Origin of the sequence: Methylomonas sp. MK1, assembly GCF_000365425.1 — a bacterium.
GTDB lineage: Bacteria > Pseudomonadota > Gammaproteobacteria > Methylococcales > Methylomonadaceae > Methylomonas.
Window position 1 is genome coordinate 581,603 of the sequence record NZ_AQOV01000001.1, and the last position, 15,616, is coordinate 597,218.

Genomic DNA, 15,616 nt, shown 5'->3' on the forward strand with positions numbered 1-15,616 from the left:
GAGTTATCGATAATGGATGTAATCCGCCAAACCGGTCGGCATGTGGGTTTTCAACCACACTGCCAAGGCTTGGAACGGAGGAATGAGAAGGGATTGTTTCCACCACGGATCTTCCGGCAACGGCGTTAGGCCGGCCAGCATCACCAAAAGGGAAACCAGTACCGCCCCGCGGGCAATACCGAATAACATACCCAGCAAACGATCACTACCGGTCAAGCCGGTTTTTTCGATAAGCTGACTCAGCAAAAAGCTGATTAAACTACCCAAAATCAAGGTGGCGAAAAATAGCAACGCGAATGCGGCGGCGATTCTGGCAGAAGGATAGCTGATGGTGGATTGCAGTAACACCGAAACATCCCGGCAGTACTGCGTTGCAACCCAAACCGCCACCATCCAAAGCACCAACGCAAACGCTTCTTTAATAAAACCGCGCAGTAGACCCATTATCGCCGAAATCGCGATAATGGAAATGACGACGTAATCCACCCACAGCAACTTGGCCCAGGGTACAAAATCCAACATGGTCTAGCCGGCTAAATCAAACAATACGAGGTTGGCAAATGGCTATTCGTCCGCCGAAACAAAACTGTTGACGTTAATTTGCGCCAACTTAGCCTTCACGGCCTGAGCCTTGGCTTTATCGACGATAGGCCCTATGCGCACTTTAAAAACGGTACCTTTATCGCTGGCAACCTCTCTGACCGATGCGGCGAAACCTTGTTGCTTCAGATTATCCTGCAAACTGACTGCGTTAGGTTTTTGACTGAAGGTACCCACTTGCAAATACCAGCGATTGCTGTCCTCGGCCGCCGCCGGCGCTTTGCTGGCCGGTGTAGCCACCTGTGCAGGGGCCGCAACTGCCGCTACCTCTGCTTTGGGTTCAGGTGATTTGTTAACCGGTTTAAGCACTTTCGGCGTCGGACTGACCGCTTGTAAAGGCTGGACAGCAGGCGCCGGCGATTTGCTGGGTTTGCTGAGGACTGCCGGCGGCACGTCTTCCGCTTCAGCAGGTTCCTCATCGACTTGCGCGACCGCCGCCGCTGGCGCAGAGGGTTTGGCAGCCGGCAGACTCCGTGGCGCCGGCGCGGTGTCTTTGGCGGTCAATTTAACTTGCGGCTTAGGCGCTTCCAACTCCGCTTCAGATTCGCCTTCTTCCAGCACTTTCACCGCTTGTTTGGGTGCATTTTCAGCAGGCAGAGTTTCCGCTACCTCTTCAACTTTTTCCGGCAGAGGCATGATTTCCACATCCTGAGCCTTGGCGGGTAGCTCGGGGATTTTCAATTCATTGATGCTTTTGCCGGTTTCGTCGATCGGGTCGTCAAATAACATCGGCACGAAAATCGCCGCCAATGCGGTAATGACCGCCGCACCAATCAATCGCTGCTTTAACTCTTGATCCATTCTGATCACCTCTATGAAAATTTCGATAAATATTCGGATACTAGAAAAAAAGAACCAAAAATCAAAAGCAACTCGTCTTGCCCGGTGTTTTGCCGAGCAGCTTGAAATGCCTCGGTAAAATCGGCAAAACCGCTACGGACATTGTCCAGGCCTTGTTGCTGAAAGATGGTTTCTAACATATCCGCACTAGCAGCGCGAGGATTAACCAGCGGCGCTAAGTACCAAGTTGTCACTTTGTCGCGCATCATGTTCAATACGCCGGCAATATCTTTATCCCGCATCATCGCAAAAACTGCGTGTATTCTGACTTCCGGGAAGTATTCGTGCAAATAGTCGATTAGTGTTTGCACAGCTTGCGGGTTATGCCCCACGTCAAGCAAAATTCGCGGCGAGCCGGCAATCAATTGAAAACGTCCGGATAACTGGGCACTTTGCAAGCCTTGCCGAATTGCATCGTCACTGATCGCTATTAGAGGCTGTAGGGTTTTTATCGCCATTATCGCCGACGAAGCGTTTCGATATTGGTGCTCACCCTTAAAGGCCGGCGCTGGCAAGCGACTGATTTGCGTATCAGCAGACCGCCATTCCCAGCCGTCAACCTGTTTCTGATACGTGAATGCGTTGCCCATTTGCAGTACGGTGGCCCCCACTTGCTCCGCCACTTCGACTACCGAGCGAGGCCCTTGTTGATCGCCGATTATCGCCGCCACGCCCGGCCGGAAAATACCGGCTTTTTCCCGACCGATGGCTTCTTCGGTATGACCCAGCCAATCGACATGATCGAGTGCTATCGTCGTCACAATCGCCGCATCGGGATCAACAATATTCACCGCATCGAGCCTGCCGCCAAGACCGACTTCCAGAATTTGTATATCCAGATCGGCGTCGGCAAAAATACTCAATGCCGCGAGCGTGCCAAACTCGAAATAACTCAAACTGGTCTCGCCGCGCGCCGCATCAATGCAGGTAAAAGCATCGCAAATCATCGCATCGTCGACAGGCTCACCATCAATACGAATACGTTCGTTATAACGCAAAATATGCGGCGATGTGTAAGCACCCACTCTATAGCCCCCGGCGCGATATATCGCTTCCAGAAATGCCACGCAGGAACCCTTGCCGTTGGTGCCGGCAACTGTGATGGTCAGCGGCTTTTTCTGCTCGGGGTTAAGCTGCCGATATACGCCGGCAACCCGTCCCAATCCCAAATCGATAGGCCGAGGATGTAATTTTTCCTGCCAGTCCAACCAGGCTTGCAGCGAATCAAAACGTGTCATTTCGACCGTATTTATTCCTGAGGCTGCGGATTATCGCTCTCACCCTGATTGCTTAATGGCTCACTGTTAGGAATAACTTCCACCACGTCGGTGTTACTGCTGCGCCCGGCACACATAATAGCCAGAATACTGGCTATTTTTTCGCGCATCTCGCGGCGATCAACGATCATGTCTATCGCTCCGTGTTCCTGCAGAAATTCGCTGCGCTGGAAGCCTTCCGGCAACTTTTCACGAACCGTTTGCTCGATGACTCGCGGACCAGCAAAACCGATTAAGGCGTCCGGTTCGGCTACGTTTATGTCGCCCAACATCGCCAGACTGGCGGAAACACCGCCCATAGTTGGATCGGTCATGAAGGAAATATACGGAATTCCGGCTTCGGCTAATTTGGTTAAGGCCGCGCTTGTTTTGGTCATTTGAAACAGCGAGAACAAAGACTCCTGCATTCTGGCACCGCCGCTGGCAGTAAAGACGATGAACGGCACACCCAAACGCAAACTTTCGTTCACGCCGCGCACGAATCGCTCACCAACCACCGAACCCATCGAGCCGCCCATGAAACCAAAATCAAACGCCGCAGCGACGATACCGGCGCCATTCAGCGTACCTTTCATCACCACCAACGCATCGTTCTCGTTGCTTTGTTTTTGCGCTTGGCTAATACGGTCTTTATAGCGTTTACTGTCCTTGAACTTCAAAGGATCGCTGGGCTTTAATCCAGCACCGATCTCTTGACGGCCATCTTCATCCAAAAACATATTCAGCCGTTTGCGCGCCGAAATGCGTAAATGGTGATCGCATTTTGGGCAAACGCTTAAGTTTTTCTCTAGCTCGGCGTTGAACAAAATCGCATCGCAACGCGGACATTTATTCCACAAGCCTTCCGGCACGGTGGTTTTCTTCTGCGAGGATTCGGTTCTGATGGCAGAGGGGACCAGTTTTTCAAACCAACTCATTCGGTGTAGTCTCCGCTTGAAAGCTTAAACATCCATGGCTGCGCGCATGGATTTCAACAGGGTGATGATCTCATGCTTGGCTTGCTGAGGATCATCAAGATTTGCTTCTATTTTACTGATTAACGCGCTACCTACCACGACGCCGTCGGCAATCGCGGCAATGGTTTTCGCGGTATCGGCATCCTTCACCCCAAAACCAACCCCAACCGGCAGCGCTGTATTCTGACGAATCAATTGCAACTTTTCTTCGACATCGGCGGTATCCAGATGACCGGCACCAGTGACGCCTTTCAGGGACACGTAATACAAGTAACCGCTGCCCACCGCATCCATTTTCTGAATCCGTTCAGCAGTTGTGTTGGGCGCCAATAGAAAAATTTGATCGATGCCGCGCTCGCGCAGCATATGAACGCAAGCCTCGGATTCTTCCGGCGGCAAATCCACGGTCAACACACCGTCAACATCGGCGCGTTGCGCGGCATTGGCAAAGTCTTCGTAACCCATGATTTCTATGGGATTTAAATATCCCATCAACACCAACGGGGTGTCCTGATCGGTTTTCCGAAACTCCATCGCCATGCTCAATACTTTTCGCAAGCCGACATGGTGAGATAAAGCCCGCTCGCTGGCGCGTTGGATCACCGGGCCATCGGCCATCGGATCAGAAAAAGGCACTCCCAGCTCGATGACGTCGGCACCAGCCGCCACCATTTCGTGCAGCAAGGGTACGGTAAATTCCGGATACGGATCGCCGGCGGTAATAAACGGAATCAAGGCTTTACGGCCGGAGGCTTTTAATTCGGCAAATTTGTTGGCTAAGCGGCTCATAGACTGATGCCCTCGCGTTGCATAATGGTCTGCATGTCTTTATCGCCGCGTCCGGATAGATTAATAACAATGATTTGATCCTGGCGCATGGTGGGGGCCAGTTTCATCGCGTAAGCCATCGCATGGCTGGATTCCAGCGCCGGGATAATACCTTCCATGCGGGTTAAGGCATGAAAACCCGCCATCGCTTCGTCGTCGGTAATATTCACATACTGAGCGCGGCCGGTATCTTTCAGCCAGGCGTGCTCAGGGCCAACGCCGGGATAATCCAGGCCGGCGGAGATAGAATGGGTTTCGATGATTTCGCCATCGTCGTCAGCCATCAGATACGTGCGGTTGCCGTGCAAAACGCCAGGACGGCCGGCACATAAAGGTGCGGAATGGCGGCCGGTTTCTACGCCGTCACCGGCCGCTTCGACGCCGATCATTTTCACGGACTTGTCGTCGATAAACGGATAAAACAAGCCGATGGCATTGGAACCGCCGCCCACGCAAGCAAGCAGTACGTCGGGCAAGCGGCCGGTTTGGTCTAGACATTGTTGACGGGCTTCGCGGCCAATCACAGCCTGAAAATCCCGAACCATGGCGGGATAGGGATGCGGACCGGCTACGGTGCCAATAATATAAAAAGTATTATCGATATTGGTCACCCAATCGCGCAAAGCTTCGTTCAATGCGTCTTTGAGGGTTTTAGAGCCTGATTGCACAGGCACCACGGTGGCGCCCAACAACTTCATTCGATAGACATTCAGGGATTGGCGGGCCACGTCCACTGCGCCCATGTACACCACACACTCCAAACCCAGACGGGCCGCGACAGTCGCGGTGGCGACGCCATGCTGACCGGCGCCGGTTTCGGCGATGATGCGGGTCTTGCCCATACGTTTAGCCAACAGGGCTTGACCGACCGTGTTGTTAACTTTGTGCGCGCCGGTATGATTGAGATCTTCGCGCTTCAGATAAATCTGCGCACCGCCCAAATGCTTACTCCAGCGTTCTGCATGATACAGCGGCGACGGTCGACCGACATAATCCTTGAGATCGGCATCCAACTCAGCGAGGAACTCCGGATCCTGCATATAGCGCTGATAGGCTTCGTTCAATTCGGTAATGGCCGGCATCAGCGTTTCCGCCACAAAAATACCGCCGTAAGGCCCGAAATGGCCCCGGGCATCCGGCATATCGTATCTTTCTGTCATAGTTCTCAAGTCGCTTGATTAGTTTTTCTTATAAACGCAGCCATTTTCGCTGCATCCTTGATGCCTTTCCCGGCCTCAACACCGCTGCTGACATCCAGTGCATACGGTTTTACAGCTTTAATCGCTTCCCCGGCATTTTCCGGCGTCAATCCGCCCGCGAGGATGATCGGCAAACTGCGGGTCGTCGGAATCAAATCCCAGTCAAAACCGCTACCGCTGCCGCCCTGCACGCCCGGATGATAAGCATCCAACAGTAATCCGGCCGCATCGTGATATTGCTGTTGCAAGCCGGCGACGTCCGTATCCGCTTGCATGCGAATGGCTTTGATATACGGTTTATCGTAAATCCGGCAATCATCGGCAGGCTCATTGCCATGAAATTGCAGGCAATCCACCCTTGCTTTACTTAATACTTCACGGATCAACGCCGGCGCGGCATCGACGAACAAGGCTACCACGTTAACAAAGGCTGGCAATGCTCTACTGATGCTTGCGGCTTGTTCGATGCTTACGTTTCTTGGACTGGGCGGATAAAACACCAAACCAATCGCATCGACACCCAAATTAGCCGCACAAAGCGCATCTTCCACTTGGGTAAAACCGCAAATTTTAACGCGGGTACGCATCTAAAGCCTCACAAAAAATGGCGGCGTAGGATAACACAGCTATCCGATATGTCATGTCCGGACCAATAAAAAAAGGCTGACCCTTGTCAGCCTTTGTCCGGCGGCTCTTCAGGCGGGCGTCAATGGGCATGATGATGGTCGTGATGATGACCGGCAACACCATGCGTCGTTTCGTCCTGATGACTATCTTCCGGTTTCAAATCTTCGACTTCGGTTTCTTCATGCGTTGCCGCCAAACTATCCTCAACAGCACCTTCGTGTTCATGAGCGCGCGCCGCCGCTTGATTGACTTGATCCGCAGCGTGCACCGACACGCCATGTTTATAGACCATCAGGCCGCCCAGATCGGCGGTAAACGCCAGCAACCCGGATAAAATCGCCGCCAGCAACAAGTACAGCGTGTTAGCTGGCCCGGTTATCAGCCCTTTGCTAAACAAACGCCACGCCGACAGTGCAGTAGCCAGACTTAATACCGAGATACCCAGGTGCTCATGATGCTCCATGATCTCGTGAACATCACCACCATGCGCCACACTCCCTGCCGCCACTAAACCGGCCGCCACGGTAAGCGCGGCAAACACGGTACCCAGATACAGAAATGCGCCGGCTATCTGCCGCCACTCCGAGCGCTTCGCCAAGCTGCCGATCAAATCCAGAGTGAAGAACATAGTCAACAACGCAATCGGGAAATGCACCAGCAAGGGATGAATATTTTGTAACGCAGCAACGCCCGGCAATAAACTATCCAGACTTTCCGAAGGAGATTGCCGCACCAACACTTCCAGGAAGGACAATAAGCTCTCCACCCCACCGGCCACTCCTCCACCGTTGTCGCCGCCACCATGCACGGCGAACGTCAAGTGATCGTTTAGACCCCACATAAAATCTCCCCCGCTTCAGTTTTGCGCGGATACTACCACGATAGGCCTTAGCCTAGTTAATCGTCACTTGGGTGGACATAGTCAAGGCCCTGGTTTTACTTTCCAAAAACTCGGTGCCTTGTTGCTGGATAAACATCACTTGCAATTTCTCCGCATCGGCAAGTTTCATCCCTTCTTCCTGCCCCAGGCACAATAAAGCGGTAGACCAGGCGTCGGCTATGGTCGGGCTTTCGTTAAACACACTGACAGCAACTAAATCGTGCGTTACCGGCTTGCCGTTGCGGGCATCCAGAATGTGGCTGTAACGCTTGCCTTTGACGTCGAAATAATGCCGGTAAGTACCCGAGGTCATCACTGACATCGGCGACTCCTTCGGCAAGGTCACCACTTTGTGCATCTTTTGTTCGCCCGGCAGCGGTTTTTCCACCGCAATACGCCAGGCCTTGCCGTCCGGTTTGCTACCCAGCGCTTTTAATTCGCCACCGATTTCCACCAGATAGTTTTGGATACCCAAAGCCTCAAGTGTGTTGCTGATTTTCTCGACACTATACCCCTGCGCAATTGACGACAGATCAACTCGTACATTGGGCAGTTTTTTCGACATATGGCTATCGTCCACCAGCTGCAATTTGTCCATGCCGATATTCGCCAACGCTAATTGCAAGGCTGCATCGTCTGGGATAGTCAACTCTTCTCCCATGAAACCCCACATCTCGAACAAAGGCTTGATGGTCAAATCGTAACAACCCAGACTGAGCTTGCTGACGTTCTCGGCCACTTTAAACAAAGCCACGATTTCGTCGCCGACCAGCTGACTATTTGTCGACGGGTTGGCGTTAAATTGTTCGATTGTCGAGTCCGGTCGGTAATTGGATAAGGTTTTATCCAAATCCAGGAAAACTTTTTCAACTTCAGCGCTGACTTGCGCATCATCCCGCGCTTGCGGCGTCCAATAACTGATGTGATACGTAGTACCTTGCGCGAAACCGCTAAAAGTCTTTACTGGCGGCAGCGGCTCCGCACATCCCAGTGCCAGCAACAATCCCAGTATTACCGCGATCCATCCTTTCCGTAGCATTAAACCCCCGTGCAATTAACGCAAAAGCGCTGAAATAGTTTTGAAATGGCTATGCCGAGCATCCCGCAACCATTCGAACAACACCGATTCGTGACAGCTCAACGTGACACCTTGCTGCAGCATGCGCTGCAAGGCGTAATCTTTATGCTTGACTTGGCGCGAACAAACCGCATCAGCCACCAGATGAACTTGATAGTTTGCACTTAACAACTCAAGCGCGGTTTGCAACACGCACACATGCGCTTCCTGACCTATCAGCACCACTTGCTTCCGGCCAGTATCGGCCAGGGCTTGCATGAAACCCTCGGCAGCGCAGCAGGAAAAACCGGTTTTACTGAAAACCCGCGAATTGTCCGGCAAGCACTCGCTGATCTCCGTTTGGGTGGGTCCAAGCCCTTGCGGGTACTGTTCGGTCAACAGCACCGGCACATTCAACAAACCGGCGGCTTGCAGCAAGCGTTGGCCGTGCTTAAGCATCTGCTGTAGGTCTAACGCAGGCATAGCCGTCGACAAACGTTCCTGAATATCCACCACCAGCAAAACGCTATTATCCGCGTCCAATAAATTGGGATGCATCGTCATCGAAATTAGCCGTGCTTCATGATGCGCGCTCGGTCTCGCTGCCAATCCTTGTCTTTGGAAGCTGCGCGCTTGTCGTGCAATTTTTTACCTTTCGCCAGACCGATTTTCAGCTTGGCGCGGCCCTTGATCCAATACATCGATAGCGGAATCAGGGTGTAGCCTTTGCGTTCCACCGAGCCGATCAGCTTGTTCAATTCACGTCGGTGTAACAATAATTTTTTCTTGCGTACCGCGTCCGGATTGACGTGGGTGGACGCCGACAATAAAGCCGACACATGCGCCCCACTCAGCCAAGCCTCGCCGCGTCTGATCTCGACATAGCTCTCTTTCAGCTGGATCCGGCCGTCACGCAAGCTTTTCACTTCCCAGCCCTCCAACACCAAACCGGCTTCGAAAGTCTCGTCTATGGTGTACTCGTGGGAAGCCTGACGATTGACCGCGATGGTGTTATCGGTGGCTTTGTTGTCCTTCTTGGATTTTTTGGCTGCCATTCTGTAGCGAAGTTTTTTTAAACTGACTGAAAACGTGAATTTTGATATTTTACTCACACACCCGTTAAATAACGATATAAAAACACAAGGGCTCCCCAACATGACCGATAAAACCCCATCCATCCACGGCGAATGGTCCTCCCGCTTCGCCTTTATTCTGGCCGCCACCGGTTCGGCGGTCGGTTTGGGTAATATCTGGAAATTTCCTTACATCACCGGCCAAAACGGTGGCGGCGCTTTTGTGATCGTGTATTTAATCTGCGTGGCAGCCATCGGCATACCGATCATGATTGCGGAAATCATGATGGGCCGACGCGGCCGGCAAAGCCCGATCAACACCATGCAAACCTTGGCCGAAGAAGCCAAAGTTGATCCACGTTGGGGCTATTTGGGCTGGATGGGCATGATCGCCGGTTTTTTAATCCTGGCCTACTATAGCGTGATTGCCGGCTGGTCGATGGCTTATATCTTTAAAGCATTCTTCGGCGGCTTCTTCGGTACCGACGCCGGCGAAGTGAAGGAAATGTTCGCCAATTTGATGGCCAGCCCGATCCAGCAGATTTTCTGGCACACCGTGTTCATGTTCATCACCATGCAAGTGGTGATGCGCGGGGTGAAAGGCGGCCTGGAAAAAGCCGTGCGCTTTTTAATGCCGGCCTTATTTGTGATCCTGATTATTTTGGTGGCTTATGCGATGGCTTCCGGCTCCTATGCGCAAGGCATCCACTTTTTGTTCAGCCCCGATTTCAGCAAAATCAACGCCGACGCGGTGCTGACCGCGATGGGCCACGCCTTTTTTACGTTAAGCTTGGGCATGGGCGCGATCATGGTTTACGGCTCTTACCTGCCCAGCCATGTCTCGATTGCCAAAACTACCTTTTTTATTGCCGGCGCGGATACCGCGGTAGCCTTGCTGGCCGGCATCGCCATTTTTCCCTTGGTGTTTGCCAACCAACTGGAAGTTGCCACCGGACCGGGCCTGATCTTTCAAACACTGCCGTTAGCCTTTGGTCACATGAGTGGCGGTTGGTTATTCGGCGTCCTGTTTTTTGTACTGCTGTTTTTCGCCGCCCTCACCTCGTCAATTTCTTTGATTGAACCGGCCGTGGCCTGGCTGGTGGAAAACAAAAATATTGCTAGGCAAAAAGCCTGCGTCTGGGCAGGCACCGCTTGCTGGGGCTTGGGCGTGGCGGTGGTGTTTTCCTTCAACATCTGGTCCGGTTTCAAAATCTTCGATAAAAATCTGTTCGAACTACTGGATTACCTGACCGCCAACCTGATGCTGCCTTTGGGCGGTTTGTGCATCGCGGTGTTTGCCGGCTGGATGATGAAACAAGCCCATGCGGAGCAGGAACTGGAACTGCCGACGCAAGGCTTTCAGGCTTGGCAATTTCTAATCAAATACGTAGCGCCGGCAGCAGTGTTCATCGTCTTCTTACATGTACTCGGGGTGCTGTAAATGATCACGGTTGTACAAAAAAGCGCCTTGGTCAAATTCTCCGCTAAACAAATGTTTGATCTGGTAGATGATATCGAGTCGTATCCCAAGTTCTTACCTTGGTGTTCCGGCAGCAAAATATTGAAACGCGAAGGCAACATCGTCGAAGGGCAAATCGACATCGCCAAGGCCGGCTTTCATAAATCCTTTACCACCCGCAATAAAGTCGATCAAGGCGGCAGAATCCAGATCAGCTTGCTGGACGGGCCGTTTTCCTCGCTAGAGGGCTTTTGGAGCTTCATGCCGCTACGCGAAGACGCCAGCAAAATCTCACTGGACCTGGAATTCGAAATCTCCGGCATGCTGGCTAACTTGGCCTTCGGCCCGGTGTTTAATCAAATCTGCAACACCATGGTCACCTCCTTCACGCAGCGCGCCAAAGCCTTGTATGGCGGATGAAATGATCGCGGTGGAAGTGGCTTACGCCACGCCGGATCAGCAATTGCTTATCCCTGTCAGCCTGGCGGCAAACTCCACCGTCGAACAAGCCATAGAAGCTTCCGGCATCTTGCGGGAGTTTCCGGAGATTGATTTAAGTCAACAGAAGGTGGGGATTTTTGGGCAGGTTTGCGGTTTGGACAAGTCCCTCAGCGCAGAAGATCGCGTCGAGATTTACCGGCCTTTAAAGCAGAATCCGATGGATGCGCGGCGGGGGCGGATGCAGAAGTAGTCTGGGTAATCATTCGCTGAAAATCTTGGAAACGGAGCGCCAGCGAAGTGAAGATTTTTAGTCCCCGATAGCCGTAGCGCCGGGCGGGTTTTCGCAGCGAAGCGGAGAAAACCTGCAAGGCATCGCGACACGGCGTTAAGTCATGCGAGAGCCGATGTTTCGACCCCTGGTTGGGTCGGAACGAGGTGACGCGGACGAATCGGGGCGCCGAAGGCATAAGCGGTCGCGTAATTTTTGCCGATTTTTTCCAGCAGGATGCCCGAAAAAATCTTTCGGCAAAAATAGCGACTCCCCGGTGATGGTTAACGAATTTGATTTAGGCAGTGCTAAATGAAGACACACAGTTGAAATGAAAAGATATTTTTATTTTTTAATACGTGTTGACAACCTAAATGACGCAATGTTTTGCGTCATTTAGGTTGTCTAATTGTGGTTAGGTTTTTCGATGGAAACTCAGCAAATCGAAACAAGGCTCCAACATTTCTTTGATCAAATCGCGACGATTCAGCATTATCAAAGACTCTCGGAGAGGATTACCAAACAGACAATTCAAGACCTCTACGAAAAAGACAAACAGCTTGCGACACTCACCCCGGAACATAGAGAAGTTTTTGACTCTAGCCTTGATGTATTTAGCATCTACAGTCCATATACTGGAGAAAATCGACCGTATTCTGTAAAGAAGTCAACTATCAAGGACACAGCAAAACTAGTTCATCTTCACAAGAACAGGCAGTATCAATGGCTTCTGGTGGAAGCATATGAGTTATTCGAGGATTTCATTGTTTCAACATATGAGCTAATTCGGGAGGACAACCCTGAATTTAGGCTGAGCAAAGATAGTAACAAAGAATTATTGTCCAAAGACCTCAAGCGGAAAGTACATCTGATTCTCAGTCGATTTAGAGAGAAAATTGCAGGACTGAAAACAATTGAGCAGGATAATAAAATCCAGAAGAATCTGAGGCTCTATCTTAATATCATTGAAAAATTCAGGCACATTATTGTTCACAAAAACGGAAAGACATCTAATGTAGCGTTGGTAACGGATCAAATACTAAAAACATCTTGCCTGCTTAGTGATAAGGCAAGAGAGCCTGATGCAAGAGCGGTAATTAACGACTACTTTGGCGCTGAGGACTATGAGGGGGTGATAGTCTTGGTTGAAAAACCAGTCTTTAATTATGGCGGAATATCAATGCACATAAATAGACATGATGACCTTCTGAATATCATGCTCAGCTATGCCCTTGTGTTATCGCAGTGCTTGGTAAATCATTTTCACTCAAACAAAACCTAACATGGCGCTCAACCGGAGCGCGGTTATAATGCGGCTTTGTTTTTTCTGCTTTCCGGGCCGCGCCCGGTTAGCTCTACGTTAGGCGGCATGCCAATCACTATCCGGCCCGTTTCTGCCCAGGACGCGGACGACTTTGTCTCTGCCGCTAACCGCAGCCGTCGACTTCATCATCCCTGGGCTACTGCTCCCTGCGACGAGGCAGCCTTCACTCGCTACCTGGCTCGCTTTGACAATCTCAACCACTTTGGGTTTGTTGTCGTCCACAAAGGCACAGGTGAACTAGTAGGCGCCATCAACCTCACCAACGTCGTCTACGAGGCGTTTCGCAGCGGCTATCTGGGCTACTTCGCGTTCAGCGGATATGAGGGTCGTGGCCACATGAAGCGCGGACTGTCTCTGGTCGTCCAGCATGCCTTCCGTAGGCTTCGGCTGCACCGTTTGGAAGCCAACATTCAACCAGACAACTTGCCGTCAATTGCGCTGGTTCGCGCGTGCGGCTTCAGCAAAGAGGGCTACTCGCCGGCATACCTCAAGATCGAAGGCCGCTGGCGAGACCATGAACGCTGGGCACTCGTAAGGGGCCGCACAAATCCCGCCTGACTGATCGTTCAACCGAAGCGCCGACGCCAGGCCAACAGCACCGTAGGCTGGGATGAACAACGTGAATCCCAGTATAAAAGCCGTCAAGCTGGGTGTCGCTACCCATTAGTTTTCACAAACTTCAGGGTATTGGTAAATATGCTAACCGGCATTAATGCCGATCAATTTCCTTCGCTTGTGCCCCGCTATCAATGGCTTTATCAATCAACATCACGCTACCCCTTATCAAGGCGGCAAAGAGCAATATGGAAAAGACCAATCCCATCGGTAATATACCCAGCAAACCGGCGATAACAATGGTCAGCATAGCTATGCCGGTATTTCCTATCTTAGCGATCTTCATTTGGCCTCCCGGACCGTTTATCGGTCGAAACGAAATCTCGCATTCACTATATCGGCTTATTGAAATTCAACAATACACGCAAGCGGTAATTTATTGTTTTACTTAATAAAACAGTAACAATATTAAGTGTATTTGTGATTCACCCCTATTCGATGCAAACAGCCACCCGATTTTTAAATTAGGCGGCTTTGTCCAACAACTCCAGGCCTCTAAACACCGAACAACGCTTGAACACATCCAGTTCCGGCGCCAATTTCTTTTGCTGACAGAACTTAGCGACCAATTTGGTCAGGCCCTTGATGTCGCGGCCGGTGGCACCGGGAAAAATGGCCGCCAGTTCGTCGATCAACTCTTCCTTGACCGGCAGGCTAAATTGCTCGGTCATCACTCGCCAGATTTTGCATCGATCAGCGTGATCCGGGGCGTGATAGCGCAACATGGCGATACAACGGGAAATGATGGCTTCGTCTATGTCGTCCACTCGGTTGGTGGTCAAAAACAGCAGCCCGTTGAAATACTCCAGCACCCGCAAGAACACACCTACCACGGCATTAGAAGCCAGGTTGTCGGCGCGGCTTTTGATGTACACGTCGGCTTCGTCTATCAACATCACCGCGCCCCAGCGCTGGGCACGGATCAAAGTGTCCTTCAAGGTTTTTTCCATCTCGGCGACGTTTAAACCCAACTGCCCGGAATGCACCCGGTACAAAGGCCGCTTGATGATTTCCGAATACACCTCGGCGGTCAGCGTCTTGCCCACGCCGGCCGGTCCGGCGCAAAGCACCGTGGTACCGCCGGATTTGCCGGCGACGATATCGTCCATCAGCATGTCCATTTCCGCCGTCAGGATGTCGATCAAATCGGTTTGTTCCGGCGGCAGTATCAGCTTTTGTTTCAATTCCGGTTGATAAACATAAGGCTGGGTGTCATCGACATACACCCAGACGTGGTGATGCAATTCCAAATGAAACATCAGGATATAGCCATGCACCGGCATCTCCGTGAACATACCCTTGGGTACCTCGGCTTTGGCGGCTTCCATCGCGCTTTCGGTTTTACTGTCGTAACGCATGCTTTTGCCGGCTTTGCGTAGATAAGTGCCGAGAATGTCGCCGGACGCGTCCAGACTCAACGCCCGTTCGCTGAGGATATTTTCGTCGTTGACCAAGCGGCAGATCCCGCCACCGGAGGACATGACTACCGTATTCTTGCGCGTCCAGTCGCTGCTGCGATGGCTGGCGGTTGGATCCTCGGCGTATTCGCCGGTCCCCCAGCCGGAAAACTGCTCGCCATAGCGGGCCCGCCAATCGAAATACCGCGCGGTAGCCTCATCGTAACTGGCGATTAATTCCGGGGTTTCTTTTAAATAACCTTTGGTGGCAAAAATTTCCGGGATGGTTTTGTTAGCCAAATCTTTGCTCCGGATGATCAGGCTCTCAACCATGATTTTACCCTTGGTGTTGGCTTTCAATTCGATCAGGATCCGTCCGGCTTCCTCTTCTCCCGGTGGGGTGTAATCCAGGCGGGTGACCAGATAGGCCAAGGTTCTGCCGGACGGCTGCACATGAAACAGCCAACCACGCAGCCCGCCATCCAAAAAATAGTTGGCAATGGCCGGCAGCAGCATTTCCAGTTGATCGACGTTATAACGATGGCTGTCATCGGCCAGCGCCGCTTGCAAGGCTATCAATAGCGCCGCTTGCTGTTGTAAGGCTTCACCGTGTTGCAAGTAGATGTCGGCCAGACTGGCTAATTCGGCCTCACTGAGTAAATCGTAAGGCACTTGCGCCTTGGTGCCAAAACGCAATTGCTCATTGATGCTTTGCAAGCGCGGGTGATCGTTAAGCAGTTGTTCGAGATGACGTTTGTCGATGGTTAATTTCATA

General features: G+C 51.9%; 18 protein-coding genes. 5 read left to right on the forward strand and 13 right to left on the reverse strand.

The window, feature by feature from the left end; translation table 11 throughout:
* Window positions 1–3 precede the first annotated feature (3 nt).
* The 11 genes from G006_RS0102525 to smpB form a co-directional block, all read right to left on the reverse strand.
* Window positions 4–522 (reverse strand): CvpA family protein, encoded by a 519-nt coding sequence (locus tag G006_RS0102525; RefSeq protein WP_020481584.1) that lies wholly within the window; start codon window positions 520–522, stop codon window positions 4–6.
* Window positions 523–564: 42 nt separating this feature from the next.
* Window positions 565–1,401 (reverse strand): SPOR domain-containing protein, encoded by an 837-nt coding sequence (locus tag G006_RS0102530; protein WP_020481585.1) that lies wholly within the window; start codon window positions 1,399–1,401, stop codon window positions 565–567.
* Window positions 1,402–1,412: 11 nt separating this feature from the next.
* Window positions 1,413–2,678, reverse strand: coding sequence for a bifunctional tetrahydrofolate synthase/dihydrofolate synthase (folC, locus tag G006_RS0102535; RefSeq protein WP_020481586.1), 1,266 nt, complete (start codon window positions 2,676–2,678; stop codon window positions 1,413–1,415).
* 11 nt (window positions 2,679–2,689) lie between these two features.
* Window positions 2,690–3,634 carry an acetyl-CoA carboxylase, carboxyltransferase subunit beta gene (gene accD, locus G006_RS0102540; protein ID WP_020481587.1) on the reverse strand — a complete coding sequence of 315 codons (945 nt, stop codon included), beginning with the start codon at window positions 3,632–3,634 and terminating at the stop codon, window positions 2,690–2,692.
* A gap of 24 nt (window positions 3,635–3,658) precedes the next feature.
* Complete coding sequence (gene trpA / locus G006_RS0102545; protein WP_020481588.1) at window positions 3,659–4,462, reverse strand: tryptophan synthase subunit alpha; 804 nt, start codon at window positions 4,460–4,462, stop codon at window positions 3,659–3,661.
* Window positions 4,459–5,661, reverse strand: coding sequence for a tryptophan synthase subunit beta (gene trpB / locus G006_RS0102550; protein WP_026146792.1), 1,203 nt, complete (start codon window positions 5,659–5,661; stop codon window positions 4,459–4,461). The genes trpA and trpB overlap by 4 nt, the downstream gene beginning before the upstream one ends.
* Before the next feature lie 5 nt (window positions 5,662–5,666).
* A complete protein-coding gene (locus tag G006_RS0102555) occupies window positions 5,667–6,287 on the reverse strand; it encodes a phosphoribosylanthranilate isomerase (RefSeq protein ID WP_020481590.1) in 621 nt (206 codons plus the stop codon).
* 119 nt (window positions 6,288–6,406) lie between these two features.
* On the reverse strand, window positions 6,407–7,168 hold the full coding sequence (locus G006_RS24720; protein ID WP_020481591.1) for a DUF2231 domain-containing protein: 762 nt from the start codon (window positions 7,166–7,168) through the stop codon (window positions 6,407–6,409).
* Between the two features lie 52 nt (window positions 7,169–7,220).
* Window positions 7,221–8,246, reverse strand: coding sequence for an FAD:protein FMN transferase (locus G006_RS24725; RefSeq protein ID WP_020481592.1), 1,026 nt, complete (start codon window positions 8,244–8,246; stop codon window positions 7,221–7,223).
* A gap of 15 nt (window positions 8,247–8,261) precedes the next feature.
* Entirely contained in the window at window positions 8,262–8,828 is a 567-nt protein-coding gene (locus G006_RS0102570; RefSeq protein ID WP_020481593.1) for a hydrolase, read from the reverse strand.
* Window positions 8,829–8,833: 5 nt separating this feature from the next.
* Complete coding sequence (gene smpB / locus G006_RS0102575; protein WP_020481594.1) at window positions 8,834–9,319, reverse strand: SsrA-binding protein SmpB; 486 nt, start codon at window positions 9,317–9,319, stop codon at window positions 8,834–8,836.
* Window positions 9,320–9,419: 100 nt separating this feature from the next.
* On the opposite strand from smpB, the gene G006_RS0102580 reads away from it, so the two are divergent.
* The 5 genes from G006_RS0102580 to G006_RS0102600 all read left to right on the forward strand — a co-directional run bounded on the left by G006_RS0102580 (window position 9,420) and on the right by G006_RS0102600 (window position 13,387).
* Complete coding sequence (locus G006_RS0102580) at window positions 9,420–10,778, forward strand: sodium-dependent transporter (protein ID WP_020481595.1); 1,359 nt, start codon at window positions 9,420–9,422, stop codon at window positions 10,776–10,778.
* Window positions 10,779–11,216, forward strand: coding sequence for a type II toxin-antitoxin system RatA family toxin (locus tag G006_RS0102585; RefSeq protein ID WP_020481596.1), 438 nt, complete (start codon window positions 10,779–10,781; stop codon window positions 11,214–11,216).
* Between the two features lie 4 nt (window positions 11,217–11,220).
* Window positions 11,221–11,487, forward strand: coding sequence for an RnfH family protein (locus G006_RS0102590; protein WP_200860442.1), 267 nt, complete (start codon window positions 11,221–11,223; stop codon window positions 11,485–11,487).
* A gap of 445 nt (window positions 11,488–11,932) precedes the next feature.
* Window positions 11,933–12,787, forward strand: coding sequence for a hypothetical protein (locus G006_RS0102595; protein WP_020481598.1), 855 nt, complete (start codon window positions 11,933–11,935; stop codon window positions 12,785–12,787).
* Between the two features lie 87 nt (window positions 12,788–12,874).
* Window positions 12,875–13,387 carry a GNAT family N-acetyltransferase gene (locus G006_RS0102600; RefSeq protein ID WP_020481599.1) on the forward strand — a complete coding sequence of 171 codons (513 nt, stop codon included), beginning with the start codon at window positions 12,875–12,877 and terminating at the stop codon, window positions 13,385–13,387.
* Window positions 13,388–13,538: 151 nt separating this feature from the next.
* Here G006_RS0102600 and G006_RS0102605 read toward each other — a convergent pair whose 3' ends face one another.
* On the reverse strand, window positions 13,539–13,730 hold the full coding sequence (locus G006_RS0102605) for a hypothetical protein (RefSeq protein ID WP_020481600.1): 192 nt from the start codon (window positions 13,728–13,730) through the stop codon (window positions 13,539–13,541).
* A 178-nt stretch (window positions 13,731–13,908) separates the two neighbouring features.
* Complete coding sequence (locus G006_RS0102610) at window positions 13,909–15,615, reverse strand: AAA family ATPase (protein ID WP_020481601.1); 1,707 nt, start codon at window positions 15,613–15,615, stop codon at window positions 13,909–13,911.
* Window position 15,616 lies beyond the last annotated feature (1 nt).